General features: G+C 55.9%; 9 protein-coding genes. 5 read left to right on the top strand and 4 right to left on the bottom strand.

Translation table 11 applies throughout. The features are described from left to right. Nucleotides 1–11: 11 nt before the first annotated feature. Both RBB76_RS13615 and RBB76_RS13610 read right to left on the bottom strand, forming a co-directional pair. Entirely contained in the window at nt 12–2,363 is a 2,352-nt protein-coding gene (locus RBB76_RS13615; RefSeq protein ID WP_429631257.1) for a D-tagatose-bisphosphate aldolase, class II, non-catalytic subunit, read from the bottom strand. A gap of 32 nt (nt 2,364–2,395) precedes the next feature. Continuing rightward, nucleotides 2,396–4,858, bottom strand: coding sequence for a PKD domain-containing protein (locus tag RBB76_RS13610; protein WP_429631259.1), 2,463 nt, complete (start codon nt 4,856–4,858; stop codon nt 2,396–2,398). A 722-nt stretch (nt 4,859–5,580) separates the two neighbouring features. On the opposite strand from RBB76_RS13610, the gene RBB76_RS13605 reads away from it, so the two are divergent. Then, nucleotides 5,581–6,699, top strand: coding sequence for an SIS domain-containing protein (locus RBB76_RS13605; protein WP_429631261.1), 1,119 nt, complete (start codon nt 5,581–5,583; stop codon nt 6,697–6,699). 369 nt (nt 6,700–7,068) lie between these two features. Further along, complete coding sequence (locus tag RBB76_RS13600) at nt 7,069–7,869, top strand: glucosamine-6-phosphate deaminase (RefSeq protein WP_429631263.1); 801 nt, start codon at nt 7,069–7,071, stop codon at nt 7,867–7,869. Nucleotides 7,870–7,880: 11 nt separating this feature from the next. Here RBB76_RS13600 and RBB76_RS13595 read toward each other — a convergent pair whose 3' ends face one another. Continuing rightward, entirely contained in the window at nt 7,881–8,957 is a 1,077-nt protein-coding gene (locus RBB76_RS13595) for a LacI family DNA-binding transcriptional regulator (protein WP_429631265.1), read from the bottom strand. Between the two features lie 481 nt (nt 8,958–9,438). Between RBB76_RS13595 and RBB76_RS13590 the strand changes: the two genes are divergently transcribed. The 3 genes from RBB76_RS13590 (at nt 9,439) to RBB76_RS13580 (ending at nt 14,185) form a co-directional block, all read left to right on the top strand. Continuing rightward, complete coding sequence (locus RBB76_RS13590; protein ID WP_429631267.1) at nt 9,439–10,878, top strand: Gfo/Idh/MocA family protein; 1,440 nt, start codon at nt 9,439–9,441, stop codon at nt 10,876–10,878. A gap of 9 nt (nt 10,879–10,887) precedes the next feature. Continuing rightward, on the top strand, nt 10,888–12,210 hold the full coding sequence (locus RBB76_RS13585; protein ID WP_429631269.1) for an MFS transporter: 1,323 nt from the start codon (nt 10,888–10,890) through the stop codon (nt 12,208–12,210). Between the two features lie 130 nt (nt 12,211–12,340). After that, on the top strand, nt 12,341–14,185 hold the full coding sequence (locus RBB76_RS13580; protein WP_429631271.1) for a hypothetical protein: 1,845 nt from the start codon (nt 12,341–12,343) through the stop codon (nt 14,183–14,185). 36 nt (nt 14,186–14,221) lie between these two features. On the opposite strand, the gene RBB76_RS13575 is transcribed toward RBB76_RS13580, so the two are convergent. Continuing rightward, entirely contained in the window at nt 14,222–15,592 is a 1,371-nt protein-coding gene (locus tag RBB76_RS13575; RefSeq protein WP_429631273.1) for a Gfo/Idh/MocA family protein, read from the bottom strand. Between the last annotated feature and the right edge of the window lie 256 nt (nt 15,593–15,848).

Raw genomic sequence — 15,848 nt, 5'->3', positions numbered from 1 at the left:
TGGATCCTCGGTCATCCACGAAGCGCTAACCCACAAGCATCGGCGTAGCGCGCCAGAGATTCCCGTACCTTATCATGAATGATGGAGATTGGATCGTTGCTGATCGTCCCGGTACGAATCGCCTCTGCCTGCCGGGGAAGATATTGGCTAAGCAGAGGCAAGGGCGCGGGGTGTTCGCGAAGATTTTCGAGCAGAACTGCAAGGGCTTTGGATATCTCGGCGTTCGGCCAGTAGTAGCGAATCCGGTCGCTCAGGCTATAGACCCTGGCAATATGCTGCTGATGCTCATCGCCGTGATAGTAACCTTTCCAGTTTCCGGGAAGCTCAAGCATGACCTGCTCGATGATTGCCCGCAAGTTGGAGCGCCGTTCCTCGGCAATCCACTCTTCCTCAATGCGTGCCAGGCCGAAGATTGCTTCGCGCATTGCGAAGGTCAATTCAGGGCCGACTTTTAGAATGCCAAAGTGCCCACTCACAAGTTGGCGAAGCGACTCCGCCGTCTGATAATCCGTCGAGTGTGCCTCGAAGACAATTCCATCCTGCTGCAGAATGAATTCGCTGAGTTGCACGGCCTTGTCTGGCTGATAGTCCTCGACAGTGTCGTGGCCAAACTCAACGCCGGGCTGCACAACAACACCGATGATCCGATCCCAGGCGGACAGAAGGTTCCTTCGTTCGAAGGCCTGCCGGTGCACTTCCAGAGTCTCCCGCAGACTCTCCGTTGAGGTGACTTCGATTTCCATTTCATCCACTGCGCCGCCGGGAGTAGGCACCTCAGTTCCGATCACGTAGACCGGGCGAGCGGCGGAGTTGCGCGCTGCAGCTTCGGCAACTTCGCATAACCGTGCGGCACGTTCTGCAATCTCCTGTTGAGCAAGAGTCGTTGGATCATCGGCGCAGGCCATGCTGGCGTCCAAGTGAATCTTGCTGAACCCCGCGTCCACATACGCGGCAACCATGATGCAAGCTTTCTCCATGGCAACGCTGGCAGGCTCGTCCTTCCACGGGTTCGGGCCAAGATGGTCTCCGCCCAGGACGACTCGCTCAATGGGGAAATGCATCTCCTCGGCAATGGCATGAATGTAGTCTCGGAACTGCGCGGGGACCATGCCGGTGTAGCCTCCCTGCTGATTGACCTGGTTGCATGTTGCTTCAATGAGCAGCAAACTTCCATCGTGTGCGGCCTGCGCAAATGCCGCCTCCAGCACCAGGCGATTCGCAGTGCACACCGAGTAGATGCCTTTGCGTTTCCTTTCCCGGTTCTCCCGCAGCAGCTGACGCATCTCATCCACTGAATTGAGTGACGCTGGGGATTCTTCAGCGGCCGGTTTCGGTTCAGTCGCAACCCTCGAGACGGATAGAATCGCCGAATCGTACGGCACAAGCTTTTCCTGCTGCCAATGTTGTTGGAAAAAGCTTTCGCGGTAGGCTCTGTCAGAGAAGGCTTCCGTGCCGCCGGACCGCGTAACGGATAAGCCTCCGGTAAGATTTCCATAGGCGATACACGTTTCCAGCGGAGCCTTGCGAACCCATTTATGCAGGAAGCCAGCGTCAAACGTGTCGCCGGCGCCCACTGAATCTTTTACTTCCACTCGAAGCGAAGGCACGTCAATGCGTCGGCCCTCGAAGTACGCGGAGGCCCCCGCTGCTCCTCGCTTCACGACTAGCAACGGCACCTTCGCAGACATGCGTTCGGCGGCGGGTTCAGCCTTGGCCATCTTGGCCAGCTCGCTCTCCGTGCACAACAGCACGTCCACCAGAGGCAACACATCTTCAAGCACACCGGCCCACTTGTCTTCAGGGTCATCGTTCGTATCGAGAGAAGTTGTCAACCCGCTCCTCTTCATCTCTCTGAATAACTCCGGGATATCGGGTGATAACTTGCGATGCAGAAAGAGAGAGGATAAGTGAAAATGTTTGGCCGTTGCCAGATAGTCCAGATCCAGGTCTTCGATCCCCATCTCAAACATGGCGCCGGGGTATGTGAGTATCCGACGAGTCGTTGCGAAAGGAAGTATGACGGTGATGCCGGTATTACTTCCAGAGGCCGCCTGAACCACGTGATCCACCTGTACGCCAGCTTCCTGCAGCCAGCGGCAACACATCTGTCCCAACGCATCCCCGCCCACGCGCGAACTGAACGTAACCTTGCTGCCTAACAGCGCCAGGTTATGCGCGAGGATGGCCGAGGAACTACCGAGGGTAAGCGTAAAGCCGCTCGCCAGCACTTCCCTTTCCTCCGGCAGCTCGCGCGGCGCACCGTAGACAATCAGATCGGGATTCAGCTCTCCGACGATTGCAATGTCCGGTTGCTCCGAGGTGCCTTTCTGCAGGCTGGTTTCTACTACTTCGGTTGAGTTCATACTCTCCATCGTTCAAGATCCCGCACGAATGCCTACTGTTCACTAGGGCGCTTTTTATTCGCCGGCACAAACCGTGTGGGGATGGTGCCGGAGACCGAAACCGAAACTGTTTTGGAGTTCGCGACGGCATCGATTCCCATCGCGGTCACATGCACACTGTATGCTCCGGACTTGGTGTAGGTGTGTTGCACTTTCATCCCGTCTAATGTCACTCCATCGCCGAAATCCCAGTGGTATGTCAGCACTGGCTGGTCCGCAGACGTTCCCTCGGCGCTGAAATTAATCGTTTCTCCTGCTTTTGCTGAGGCCACCGCATGCACCTCAAACGCCGGGGGCGCAGGAGCAACAGCCTTGTCGATCAGTTTGTACATTCGGACTGAATGCGGAGGCTCGACAAGATTCATCTTTTCGGATGAAGCGTCGCAGCAGGGTTTATCGTCGAACACTTCCGTGATCTGATAGGCACCGGGCTCTTTCAAACCGAGAACCTTGAAATCTATGGAACGCGTGCGCTCCTCTTCTGTCCAATTGAAGATGGTAAGAATGGACTGGCGCTTATCCTCCTTCAGCAGAAAGACACTGGGCTGCTTGTCGGCCTGCTCATAGGTCAGCAGGTCGACGGGGAGGGACGAATGGCCGAGGCGAGCCATATTGATCAGGTCAGCATTTTTTACCAAAGCCAATCTCTCTGGGGAAGATCCGAGAGTAGGCAGATCGTCACCAAGCTCAAACATGCCTCCGGACACAGCGGCCAGCGCGATCGACACCTTTGCCTCGTCGTGCGTGAGAGGATGCCGGCCTCCGTGCCATGAGTGATCGTCGACCGTCTGGGAAGAGACAGTGAACGCATCCGGATCCGCGACAAAGAAATTGCGGTTCATATAGTAGCGTGCTGCGATGCCGGAAGCGGCATCACGGCTGGCATCGAATGTGTGCCCGGTATCCTGAGAGATGCGCCCCGCGTCGACGATCCCAACAGGATTGAGCATTGGACTGCCATCCTTATCCAGAACCGTGTCTTCTCCAACCGCGCTACGGATGATCTCAAGGCCAATCCGTTGCGCTTCCAAGGCAGTTGTATTCGGACGATAGTAGGCCCCTTCGACCGCCGTGTCATCCATGAAGTCCATCTTGATAAAACGAACACCCCAGTCGTGGAGCGTGCTGTATGTCTGCTTGAGATAGTTCTGCGCTCCCGGGTTGGTCGTATCGAGCACATACAGGGGATCGTTGTGGTCGGTTACATAACCAATATGAATCAACTCGCCCGCGGCGTTGTGCAGCAGCCAGTCCTTGTGGTTCTGATAAACCGACGCGCGGTCGGAGACTTCGAACGGGGCGGTCCAGAGGCCAAAGATGAGGCCATTGCGCCGTACCTCTCCGCCGATATATTCCAATCCACGCGGAAACAAGTTGACATCGGGTGTTGTGTACTCGCCGCGGGCGTATTGGTATCCTTCGTCGATCTGGTAGTAGATATACCCGCTGGGCTTCAGGTTCTCGCTGAGCCATTGCGCTGTCGTAACAGCGGCCCCCTGGTTGAGACCAAAGTAATACGCGGTCCAACTCCACCAGCCGATCGGCGTCGGCGTATTCACTCGAGCCTTGTGCAGCAATCCCGCCGCACGCCCATACTGCTCCAACTGTGCGTGGTAGTCGGACCCGACAGAGAACATGAGGCGCTCCGACGAAAGGCTATCTCCGGAGTGAACAGGAAGGCTCAGATTTACTTGCTCAGAGGCAGGCGATTGTTTGAGCGATTCGCCTTTCATGATTTCCGTTGTGCCCGTTGCCACTGCTTCATACGAGAGAATCTTCGTGCTGCCGCCAGCCGGTTGCTCTTTGAGATGGAAGATGGTTAGAAGCTGGTTGGACGTAAGCGCGCCAAGGAACAGGCTCTGGCCGCTGTCCCGGTTAAAGATGAGCTGGCTTTGCACGGCTCTGTGCATTCCGTGCGGGCCGTCGGCCAGATCGCGAATCGCGAGTTGAGGCCGATCCTCACTATAACTGTCCGACAGGATGCGGTCCGCCGACGTGGGACCATTCAGATTGATGACCGAACCGCCTTCAGCGTGCAGAGTGCGAATTGCCTGAACCGTGATGGTTTGGGTGGTGGTATTGACCACCTTGACTTCGATCTCGCCCCACGCCTGATCGTGATACAGCTTGAAAGTGCACAGCAGATCGGGCGCACCAGCAAGGCTGGTATGCGTCACCGTGAGTTGTGTTCCCGAACCGAATTCATCGTGAAAGTCCGACCGCGCCGTCTTATGCTGCGGGTACGCCGACGATTGCACGACACGGCCGTCTACGTCCGCTTCCACACCAGACCGCAGCACTGGATCGGGAATTCCAGGCCGCACGATGGAGTATGAACCGTCTGCGTTGATGCGTACCGACAACTCCTTCCCCTGGATCGCGGCCAATTCCCCTGGCCCGCTGTGATCGGTCGACGGCTCCTGCATGTTTGCATACGCCTGGCTTCCAAGAGCCATTGCGGCTACAAAAAGCAGCACGCACATTTTTCGGCTATTCCATTGGTTCACTCGAACTCCTTCGTTCTTCGCAGACAAAATACAAGGTGCGCCAGCATTGGCATTTGCCGGCATTGCGAACAGGGCTTCAAGGATGGAAGCCGCGAGCTCAACGCTCAACATCTCCAAGGACTATTAAATGAATAGCCAAGGCTCCTCTGCGCTCAAAGCTTTCATTGACAACTGCAGGAATTGACAGATCTAACGCGCCCATAAGCCTGGGTCGCACATCGGCCATTTTCATACCGTTTCAATTACGATCATATGTAACGTTTTCATGTTTCGCTATATTACGAATCGAATACTTTTGTGTCAATCGAGATTTTGCGGCTCCGTGGTATCGTGGGCCGATTCGCCATCCGGAAGGGAGGAGGAACGGCAGGATGAGTACTGCGACCTTCAACATATTTTTTGGACAAGCTCTTAGGGCACCCAAGCTCTCCTCCAGCACGACTGACTCTGCCGGCGGGAACCGGGTGGTCGAGCACGCAAACCTCCCGAATTGGCGACGGTCATTCCGCGCTAAGACTCGTCATTGTGGTTTCGAAAAGTACAAAGTGAAAGTATTGACGGTTGCACAATGCCCATATATTCTTACGTAAGGCTTCGACTTCGATTTATTTGCGCCAAAACACGATTTGCGGTGCTTTTGAAGTTGTCTCGAGCAAGGAATGGAGTTTTACATGGCAGAACTTTCCAGCGTGCACGTAGAGAACAACACCCACGGCACTCCCATATATACCCTCCCGGAGATTCTTCGACAGCCCCTCCTTTGGCCCACCACACTTGAACGCGTTCTCTTAGCATCCGAAATACTGCAACTGCCGGCCAAGCTTCGCAATGCAGGTATCCTTGTGACCGGAGCGGGAACGTCTGCTTACGCTGCCAGCGCGGTTGCGGCGGCCTGGCATAACGCGTCGGCCATTCCTACGACTGACTTCCTATTGGATTCGAATCGTCACCTGGAGAACGTGGGGGCAGTGATCTCACTGGCTCGGTCGGGGAACAGTCCAGAAAGCGCTGCTGTCGTGGAGCGAATTCGAGGGATGAGGCCAGACATTCTTCAGTTTGCCATTGTCTGCAATGAAGATGGAGCCTTGTCTCACTCGGGCCTGGATGGGCTCATTGTGCTTGATCCGCGGACGAATGACCAAAGCCTTGTGATGACCAGCGCGTTTTCCAATCTGGTTCTTGCCGGACTAGCTCTGGCGCAACCTGATTCTGTACCAGCAGCGGTGGAAGCTTTCAGCAAACGCGCAGCCGCTTTGTTGCCCGAAATCGATCGCGTCTGCCGGCTTGTGGCAGATCGCGTACGAGACCGGATCGTGATTTTGTCCTCCCCACCGTTGCTTGGCTGGGGCCGGGAAGCGGGACTCAAAACCCTGGAGATGACTGCCGGGGGCTTTCCTGTGGTCACCGAAACATACCTTGGGCTTCGTCACGGCCCTATGTCCTTTGTCAAACGAGATACGTTGGTGATGTGCCTGCCATCCAGCGATCCTGTCCGGCGCCGCTACGAAGTGGACCTCATTTATGAACTTCGCGCAAAAAAGATCGGATACCTGGTCGGAATCGCCGATCCCCACGAATTTGGGGATCTATTCGATGAAGTCATCCCCTCCATCGCTCCTGAAGCGGATGACGCTTTGCGTACGCCGTTTGAGATACTTGGCCCACAACTTCTCGGCTATCACCTGAGTTTGCGGATCGGGTTAAATCCCGATAACCCCAGCCCGGACGGGGTCATCAACCGGGTGGTTCAAGGTGTGAAAATCTATCACGAAGCATCTTCAGCAAGGTAGAAGTTCGCCGGTATCTGAACGCCGAGTCAATGCGTAGGTTGCCGCGCAAGGACTGAGGCCATCGGTCCGTTGGGGTTGCGCGAGAGAGCCGCCCGTTGATGCCCGATCCGGGCAGGTCTGTTCTCTAATACAAATATCCCCTATTCCCATACAGATTGCCGTCTCGTCTTCAGCGCCGAGACGGTTCATCCCGGCGCGAGAAAATTACCTCTAATATTTGAGAAAATTTTCTTGACAAGAATACTGCTCAGACGTATTCATGGTGAAGAGTCTCTCGACGTTCCCTTTATATCGGGATTCAGTGCCGGTCTAAGCCCGTGCGGTTCCATGACATCTCCCCTCACTTACTCACTCGCCAAGGAGTCAAGGTTGACTGAAACAAGTATCCCGGCAAAGTATTACCAGGTTGGAACGGCGACGGTCGAAGTTCATCCCAACCGTTACGCAGCCGGGGCAGCTGCTGCACGGGCGGCGAGCAAGGCGTTGATCGAGTTAGCGAATGCTCATAACTCGATAGGAGTTATATTTGCGACCGGGGCTTCGCAGTTCGAGATTCTCAATGAGCTCACGCGCCTTCCAGATATACCCTGGGATCAGATTCGCGGCTTTCATATGGATGAATATGTGGATCTGTCAGCGGATCATCCTGCCTCTTTCCGCCGCTATCTCCGCGAAAGATTGACGGGCAAGGTGCGGATGAAAGAGTTTTCTGAAATTGATGGAAGCGCGCCGGACCCGGAGCAGACCAGCCGGGACTATGCCGCCAAGCTTCGGCTCGCCGACCCGCAAGTATGCTTTCTCGGTATTGGAGAAAATGGCCACCTTGCCTTCAACGATCCCCCGGTGGCAGATTTCACCGATCCTCTCGACGCCAAGATTGTTGTGCTCGATGCCCTCTGCCGCCAGCAGCAAATGGCAGAGGGATGGTTTCCTAGCGTGGAGCAGGTTCCGGCTCGCGCGATAACACTTACGATTCCAACACTGCTGCGCGTTCCAAAACTGATCGTATCGGTTCCGGGTATACGCAAAGCAATGATTGTGCGCCGCGCCTTGGAAGAACCCATCTCCACGGAGTGCCCCGCTACGATCCTCCGCACTCATCCGGATGCGACAATATATTTAGATTTGGAATCGGCTAGCGAATTGGACGACGTGCTTCTCTCCGGATAATGACAGCGGTCCTAGCTCCTCGATTTGCGTGACGCGGCGACCGCTGGAATATTGGCGGAAGCGGAAATCGCCCGGCATGAGTCTCTCTTGATAAGTTCGGTGGGCAGAGTTGCCTGCTGCCGGGGTTGACCGGGATTGGCAATCCTGTTCAGCAGCAACTCCACCATCTGTTTGCCCAACTGCTCAGGAAACTCGCGGATCGTCGTCAACGCCGGGTACAACCAGGAACCAACGGTATCATCGCAACCTACGACGCTGATGTCGCCCGGAATCTCCAGGCCGCTATCGCGCAGCCCCTTGTACACACCATGTGCTGTTGGGTCATTCCCGGCAAAGATCGCAGTTACCTGTTCGCCTTTCGCCAGTAATGACTTTGTTCCGAGATAGCCGATATCGGTCTCGTCTTCTGAATCGATAGAGCTGTGGCGAGGCTGCAAATGCGCTTCTTCCATTGCGCGTCGATAGCCCTCGTAGCATCGGGCGAACCAGGGAAGACGAAGATTGCCCACGAACCAGATATGGCGGTGCCCCAGGCCTATGAGGTAGCGCGTCGCATCCAACCCACCCTGGATATCATCGGAGAAGACTACGTCGTAATTGGACTGCTCAACCTCTTCCATTAAGTTATTGCCGAAGACCACGAAAGGAACACCTTTTGAGGTGAGCAACTCGAGAAGGTTGGCGGAGTTTGTGCCCGCCAGAATCACTCCACGAACGATGTCGCGGCGTTGAACGACGTTCGGCAAGTGGAGATCCTTACCGGGGACATTTGCCGGGTAATTCAGCGATTGGAAGATCAACTCCCAGTTATGGGAAGCGCAGATCGCCTCAGCTCCAAGAATGACGCTGGAGTGAAATGCGTGGTGCTTGACCCGATTACTGAGGAGAATTGCCAGAGCCTTGGTTTTATTTCGCTGAGAAAAGTCGACATCAAGATCGGCCGCGGCCGCCAGCACGCTTTTGCGGATGCCAGCATCAACGGTGTGGCTCCCATTCAGAACCCGGGAAACGGTGGAAATACTTACCTGCGCTGCGGAAGCAATCTCTCGCAGGCCGAATTTTCTCTTCCTTGAAGCCGCGTCGGTCATGCGACTCTACGCCCCACGCCCCGGTCATTCCCGATCTCGTTCATGACTAAGATGACCCTTTCCCAAGTGCGCAAGAAACCTGCTCGCCGACTTGAGGCCAACAATACCAGATAATTTTCACGAAAAGCAAAGGGCCGGTGATTCTTACGTATACAGAACCTTGGCAGGATGGAGCGGTTTCTAAGAGGCTCTGCGCAGGCACTGATTGTATTGCTTCAGGTTCTGATGTTCTTCTCAGATGGAAAGAACTGGCTTCGAGCGCGACTCTTGCATTTTCTTCAACTCAGAGAATTTTCAATGGTATTCGGAAATTTCCCTTGCCTTCGAATATTTTCGTGTGCTAATGTCCGTTCATCAATACAGGGCGCACCGTGTACCCAAGTGGCTACGTTGATGAGATTGCGCTGCACAATTCAGACCCTTCCATTTCCTTTGAGATTTTCCGTACCACTCAAAGATCCAAAACCGGGAGTTGATTGCAATGGTTGAAAACGCAAGAAACGAAATCGATCGCCGCACGTTCGTGAAGCAGGCTGGAGTCACGATGCTGGCTGCCGGCATGAGTGCTCAATCCTATGCGCGCATTCTAGGCGCCAACGATCGCATTCGCCTGGGTCAACTCGGCTGCGGCGACCGGAGCCAGGGACATGTGCACATGGTTACGCTTGCCTCCAAGCAGATGCCCGTTGAAGTGGTTGCGGTTTGCGATCTGTGGAGCATGGCACGAGAACACCGCGCAGCCCAGGTGAAAAAGGCGTTCAATGTTGAACCGCGAAGCTTCAAGTACTCCGAAGAGATGCTGGCGTTGAAGGACCTTGACGGAGTGATGATTGCCACAGGCGACTTCCAGCATGCCAAGCTGTGTGCCGAAGTGGTGAAGGCCGGAAAGGATTGCTACGTTGAGAAGCCCTTTGCGAACGTACTCTCCGAGGCCATTGAGACACGCGACATCGTCAAGCAATCCAAACAAATTGTGCAGATGGGAACGCAGCATCGCAGCCAGCCCTATCCGCTTGCAGTAAGGGACATGATTCGTTCGGGGCGCATCGGAAAGATCGTACACGTTGAGCAGGAATGGAATGTCAATGAAGAGCGTTGGAGATTCACTCGGTCGGACACTGGCTATTCCAAAGAGATGCTGATGGACGTCAACATGGAGTGGAAGCAATGGCTCTATGGCCGGACATCGCATCTGAAAGAAGAAGATACGGATTGGAAGCGTTGGTTGCTGGGTAAGCCTGATCGTCCATTTGATCCCCATGTCTATCTTGAATTCAGACTGTATAAAGACTTTTCGTCGGGAATCTTCGATCAGTGGCTCAGCCATGGCTGCGACCTGGTGCATCTATGGACGGACGAGGCCTATCCGGAGAGCGTGGTTGCCAACGGCGGAATCTTCGCATGGAACGATGGGCGGGAAAATCCGGATACTGCAGTGACGGCAATCGTCTATCCGAAGGGCTTTCTCTACACGTACAAGACGGTCTTTGGGAACAGCTATCGCAGCTTTTCGCGGATTGATGGACGGGATGGCTCGATCGAGAATTACGGCGGCGAGGGCGCGTCGCTGTTTATGGTTACGCGCGAAGGGGGCAGGCAGGAGTTCGATCCATTCGACAGTGGGCCGACGTATAAGGGTCTTCCCATCGTTGGGCCCGCGAAAGACGGCGGAAAGATTGTCCAGGTTCCTGGAGCGCCGGCGCCGACCTCAGTGGGGCCGGACGATGATGACGTAGTTCATCTGGTGAACTGGCTGCAGTCGATGCAGACGCGGAGCCAGCCCAATGCCACCGTCGACCATGGATTCTCGCATTCGCTTGTCTGCATCATGGCGACGCAATCTTACTGGAGCGGCAAGAAGCTGTATTGGGATTCGAAGAACGAGCAAATTGTCGATCATCCGGTTGGAGCAGTGGGATAGCGAGATGCAATGAATGCTGAAGATGTGACAGTGGAGGTTGACGCGTCGCAGAAGCCGCGCGGCAAAGGGAACGTACGATGGTGGATTGTTTGGACGCTGTTCTTTTCGACGGTAACCAATTACATCAGCCGGCAGACGTTCTCTGTGCTGGCACCGCTGATCACGGCGCAATACCACTTGACGCATACCGACCTCTCCAAGATTCTTGGCGCGTTTCAGATCTCGTATGCTCTCACGTGGCTGCTTGGCGGCATCTTTCTTGACGCTGTGGGCACGCGACTCGGGCTTGCTCTTGCCGTTGTGTTCTGGTCGGTGATCAACATCCTCACTGGCTTCGCCAGCTCCGTCTTCGGCTTTGCGGCTTTTCGATTTCTACTCGGCATCGGCGAAGGGTTCAACTGGCCCGGAGCCAGCAAAACCGTCGCGGAGTGGTTTCCTAGCCAGGAACGCAGCCTTGCCGTGGCCATTTTCGATAGCGGCTCCAGTGTCGGCGGAGCTGTGGCTGCGCTGGCGATTCCTCTCATCGCATTGGCCTTTGGCTGGCGCTCCGCATTCCTTTTCTCCGGCGCTCTGGGCTTTGTCTGGCTGGCGGTCTGGTTGCGCGTCTACCATCCGTTAGACCGCCATCCAAGGGTCACGAAGGAGGAAGTGGCGCTCATCCGCGCGGGCCAGGACGCGCCTTCCACTTCTGCGGAACGCGGAGTGCAACGGTGGCTCACATTAGCGCGCAATCGTAACGTCTGGGGCATTGTGCTGGGGCGTGCACTCACTGATCCTATCTGGTGGTTCTATGTCTTTTGGCTTCCGCAATATCTAAGTGATGCACGCGGATTCAGCCTGCAGCGCATCGCCCTTTTTGCATGGATACCTTTTATCGCCGCCGATCTTGGCAACTTCACGGGAGGCTGGATTTCAGGCTACTGCATTCGCCGCGGGGTCTCGGTGCTGCGTGCCCGCACCTGGGTGTGCGTCGTCAGTTGCCTGCCGATTCTTGCGGGGATTCCTGCAGCCTCTGTACACAGCGTCTATTTTGCATTGGGGTTGATCTGTTTCGCACTGTGGGGCTACGCCAGTTGGTCGACCATGGGTCTGACTCTACCCTCCGATCTGTTTCCCCAGGACGTGGTGGCTACGGTAACCGGTGTAAGCGGGCTGGCAGCTGGGCTGGTGGGCGCGGTCTTCACATTTGCCGTCGGCATCCTGGTCGATCGCTTTTCTTATGCGCCAGCGTTTCTGGTTGCCGGTTTGATGCCGATTCTGGCAACTGCGTGCTTGTTGCTGCTGGTTCGCGCTCCAGCCAGCGCTTCCGGTCCGGTTGCGCTGAAGAGCTGACCGGGGTGCATGTGGGCACGACCTGTACGCTGCGCCTCCATGATCATGACGTTTGACATGAGATTGGGCTAACGCAACAGACTCGAATTGCTGATGGATTCATCCGAAGGTGAAGTATGGGAGTGACGTTATGAAACGAAAAGATCTGACCCGCATCCACTGCTGCGCACAAGCTGTACTTTGCCTCACTTGTTTTGCGTTACCCTCTGTGACTTCCGCCCAGGTGGATGTTCTTACGAATCACAATAACCGCGAGCGAACGGGCACGAATCTGCACGAGACGGTTCTTACGCCCGCCAACGTCAACGCAGCAAAGTTCGGCATGCTATTCAAGCGGGTAGTGGACGATCAGCTGTACGCACAGCCGTTGCTGGTGACCAACGTGAAGATAGGTGGCGGATGGCACGATGTCGTCTATGTAACGACTGTTAATAACAGCGTGTATGCCTTCGATGCGAACGATCCGAAAGCCATCGTCCCCTTCTGGCATGTCAACTTCGGAACGCCTGCCAACTTGAACGACGCGGACTTCGGCTGCACGGATATCAACGGCAACATGGGCATCATCGGCACCCCGGTGATCGATGAGAAAAAGACAACTCTTTACGTCGTCGCGCTGACGAAAGCAGGCGGCCAATTCAGCCAACGTCTCCATGCCCTGGACCTTGCCACCGGAGCTGACCTGGCCCATAGTCCCGTTTCCATCGCCGCTCATGGGTTTGATCCGCTGCTGCAAAACCAACGGCCGGCACTCTTCCTTTCCAGCGGCAATGTGTTTATCGGCTACGCTTCGCACTGCGACAAGGACCCGTATCATGGCTTCTTGATGAGCTACGACGCGGCCTCGCTCAGCCAGAACGGCGTGTTCAACACGTCGCCCGGAGGGAGCGAAGCGAGCATCTGGCAATCGGGCCAGGCGCCCGCAGTCGATGACAAGGGGAACATCTATTTCATCACTGGAAACGGCAGCTGGAACGGAACGACACAGTTCAGCGAGAGCTTCATCAAGCTCGATCCGCATCTGCATCTGCTGGACTGGTTCACACCCACCAACCATTTTGAATTGGACAAGAGCGACACCGATCTCAACTCCTCGGGAGCTGTCTTGATTCCCGGAACGCACCTGGTGATTGGCGGCGGAAAAGAGGGCGTGCTCTATGTCATCGACACCGAGCACTTTGGCCATTTGGGCGATGAGCACGCCGTGCAGCGCTTTCCCGCAACGAGTTCCCATCTGCATAGCATGGTCTATTGGAAGAGCGCCAAGAACGGCAACACTCTCTACCTCTGGGGCCAGCGGGACAGGGCTCGTGCCTATCGCTTTAACGGCAACAAGTTTGACGAGACGCCGTTCATGATTCGTCCGGACAAGAACGATGGCCATCCCGGAGCCATGCTTTCGCTCTCTGCCAACGGCGACAAGAATGGCATTCTGTGGGCCGCGATTCATGCCACCGGCGATTCATGGAACGAGTCACGCCCCGGCATTCTGCATGCCTACGATGCGGACGACATCAATCATGAGCTTTGGAATTCTCTCGAGAACCCGGCGCGCGACGACTGCAACAACTACTCCAAGATGTCTCCGCCCACAGTTGCCAATGGAAAAGTGTACCTAGCCAGTTTTGGCACGGCGAATGTTGGGACCGGACAGCTGTGCGTGTACGGATTGCTTCCCAACGGCTCTGCGCCGGATGCGCCGGCGAACTTACACGCCGCGCTCCAAGGCAGGTTCATCGGCCTCACATGGGGTCCAGTCGCACAGGCCACAACATACATCGTTGAGAGCTCGCAGGCAGGAGCGGCGCACATTATTGCGTCCGGGCTAACACGGCCAGAGTTTACTGAGCCGGCTGAAGATTTGGGAACAAAAACTTATTGGGTTCGCGCAGTCAACGCCAATGGTGAAAGCGTGCCTTCGGCGACTGCTACCGTTGACGTTGAGCAGGCGCCCCATCCAAGACACAAGCATTGAGAAAGCGCCGGCGAATCACCGGCGCTCTCCATCCGGTTACGCCTGGCTGGCGATGGGAGATATGTTTCGCTGCATCCACTTGCCTTGCGTGAAGTCCGGGAAATCAACCGGCGCACTGCCACGGCTTACGGAACTCACGCTGAGCGGTCCGACGGCAGACCAGGAAGCGGCATCATACACATCCATATCCGGCGGAAGACCCTCGCGCACGCATTGCAGCAGCCGGTAGAGCATGATGAAGTCCATACCGCCATGCCCACCCAGCTTTGCCGCGAGTTGGCCCTCTTTCACCCAAAGCGGATGCGCATATTGCTTCCATGACTCAATCGGCATATACGACTCGTCCTTGTTTTGGCCGTCAAGGTAAATGCGTGGCGGGTAGTCTTGAAAGATGCCTTTCGATCCGGCAATCAGGTTGATGCGATCGTAGGGATGCGGCGTGGCGACAGCATGCTTGACGGTGATGGTGAGGCCCTTCGCGGTCTTGATGAGCGACGTGTTCATGTCGCCAGCCACGTAGCGCTCTTCCTGGCGCGGATCGCCGGGATGCAGATGCTCCTTGCGGTATTGATCGAGGCCTCGCTGCGGCGAGCTCATCGAAACGATGTAGCCAAAACGATCGCCGCGCTGCATATTCATGTAGTTCGCTACCGGCCCAAGACCGTGGCTGGGATACAGGTTGCCGTCGCGCATGGTGTGTTCGGCTCGACGCCACAGGCCTTCCCCTTTGTCGGAAAACAGCTCTTCTCGAAGATCGTGGAGGTAAGCGCCTTCTCCGTAGAGAAGATCGCCAAACTTGCCGTCGCGAATCATGCGCAGAATCAGCGTCTCGTTATAACCGTAGCAGCAGTTCTCCAACATCATGCAGTGTTTGCGCGTCTGTTCCGATGTTTCGACGATCTTCCAGCATTCTGCGAGCGTGACCACGCCAGGCACTTCAATGCACACGTCCTTGCCGTGCTTCATGGCCGCAATCGCCATCTCAGCATGCCAACTCCAGGGAGTTGCAACCAGCACCAGGTCGATGTCATCTTTGGCAAGCATGGCTTCGAAGGCATACGGATCATCCGCAAAAATCTGGGGCTTGGCCTGCCCGGCCTTGACCACCAACGATGCGGCATGGTCGGCATGGTCGCGGACCAGGTCACACAACGCAACCACCTGGCCATCGGCTGCAAGCAGATTCTCCAGCAGGTCTATGCCGCGCCCCCCGGTGCCGATAAAAGCGACCCGCGGGTTTCGCTTGTCAAACGGTACGTCGATCATGGTCCCGGACGTGGTAGCTTCGTCCGCATTGGCGCGAGCTGAATTCATTGCGCCGAGCACAACGGCGCTGGCCGCGCCCATCTGCACGAACCTGCGTCTGCTCCACGATCCCGATCCAGGGTTCTGCTCGTCAGAATTCATTCCTTCATCTCGGTCCTGATTTTGGCAGGCTCGTCTTCAGGGGCTCTGCGTGATTCGGTGACACTGCGTAGCGTAGTGCGAAGGCAACAACCAGGGAGTGCAGACAGGGTACGGATCTGCGGAAACGCGGAGTCATTGAGGGTTGCGTGTTCAAATGCGTCAATCCGTAAGTATGCGGAAATATCGTAAGAATTCGCAAGCTGAGGTTGGACATGAGATTAGGGGATGAAGGTCGCTCATGTCAAGACATTCATTC

The organism is Tunturiibacter psychrotolerans (genome assembly GCF_051013365.1).
Classification (GTDB): domain Bacteria; phylum Acidobacteriota; class Terriglobia; order Terriglobales; family Acidobacteriaceae; genus Edaphobacter; species Edaphobacter psychrotolerans_A.
This window is presented reverse-complemented; position numbering and strand designations above follow the sequence as displayed.

What these genes read in the sequence shown, in the direction of transcription:
- RBB76_RS13615 (WP_429631257.1), bottom strand. Translation starts at nt 2,363, where the DNA reads ATGAACTCAACCGAAGTAGTAGAAACCAGCCTGCAGAAAGGCACCTCG.
- RBB76_RS13610 (WP_429631259.1), bottom strand. Translation starts at nt 4,858, where the DNA reads ATGGCTCTTGGAAGCCAGGCGTATGCAAACATGCAGGAGCCGTCGACC.
- RBB76_RS13605 (WP_429631261.1), top strand. Translation starts at nt 5,581, where the DNA reads ATGGCAGAACTTTCCAGCGTGCACGTAGAGAACAACACCCACGGCACT.
- RBB76_RS13595 (WP_429631265.1), bottom strand. Translation starts at nt 8,957, where the DNA reads ATGACCGACGCGGCTTCAAGGAAGAGAAAATTCGGCCTGCGAGAGATT.
- RBB76_RS13590 (WP_429631267.1), top strand. Translation starts at nt 9,439, where the DNA reads ATGGTTGAAAACGCAAGAAACGAAATCGATCGCCGCACGTTCGTGAAG.
- RBB76_RS13585 (WP_429631269.1), top strand. Translation starts at nt 10,888, where the DNA reads ATGAATGCTGAAGATGTGACAGTGGAGGTTGACGCGTCGCAGAAGCCG.
- RBB76_RS13580 (WP_429631271.1), top strand. Translation starts at nt 12,341, where the DNA reads ATGAAACGAAAAGATCTGACCCGCATCCACTGCTGCGCACAAGCTGTA.
- RBB76_RS13575 (WP_429631273.1), bottom strand. Translation starts at nt 15,592, where the DNA reads ATGAATTCTGACGAGCAGAACCCTGGATCGGGATCGTGGAGCAGACGC.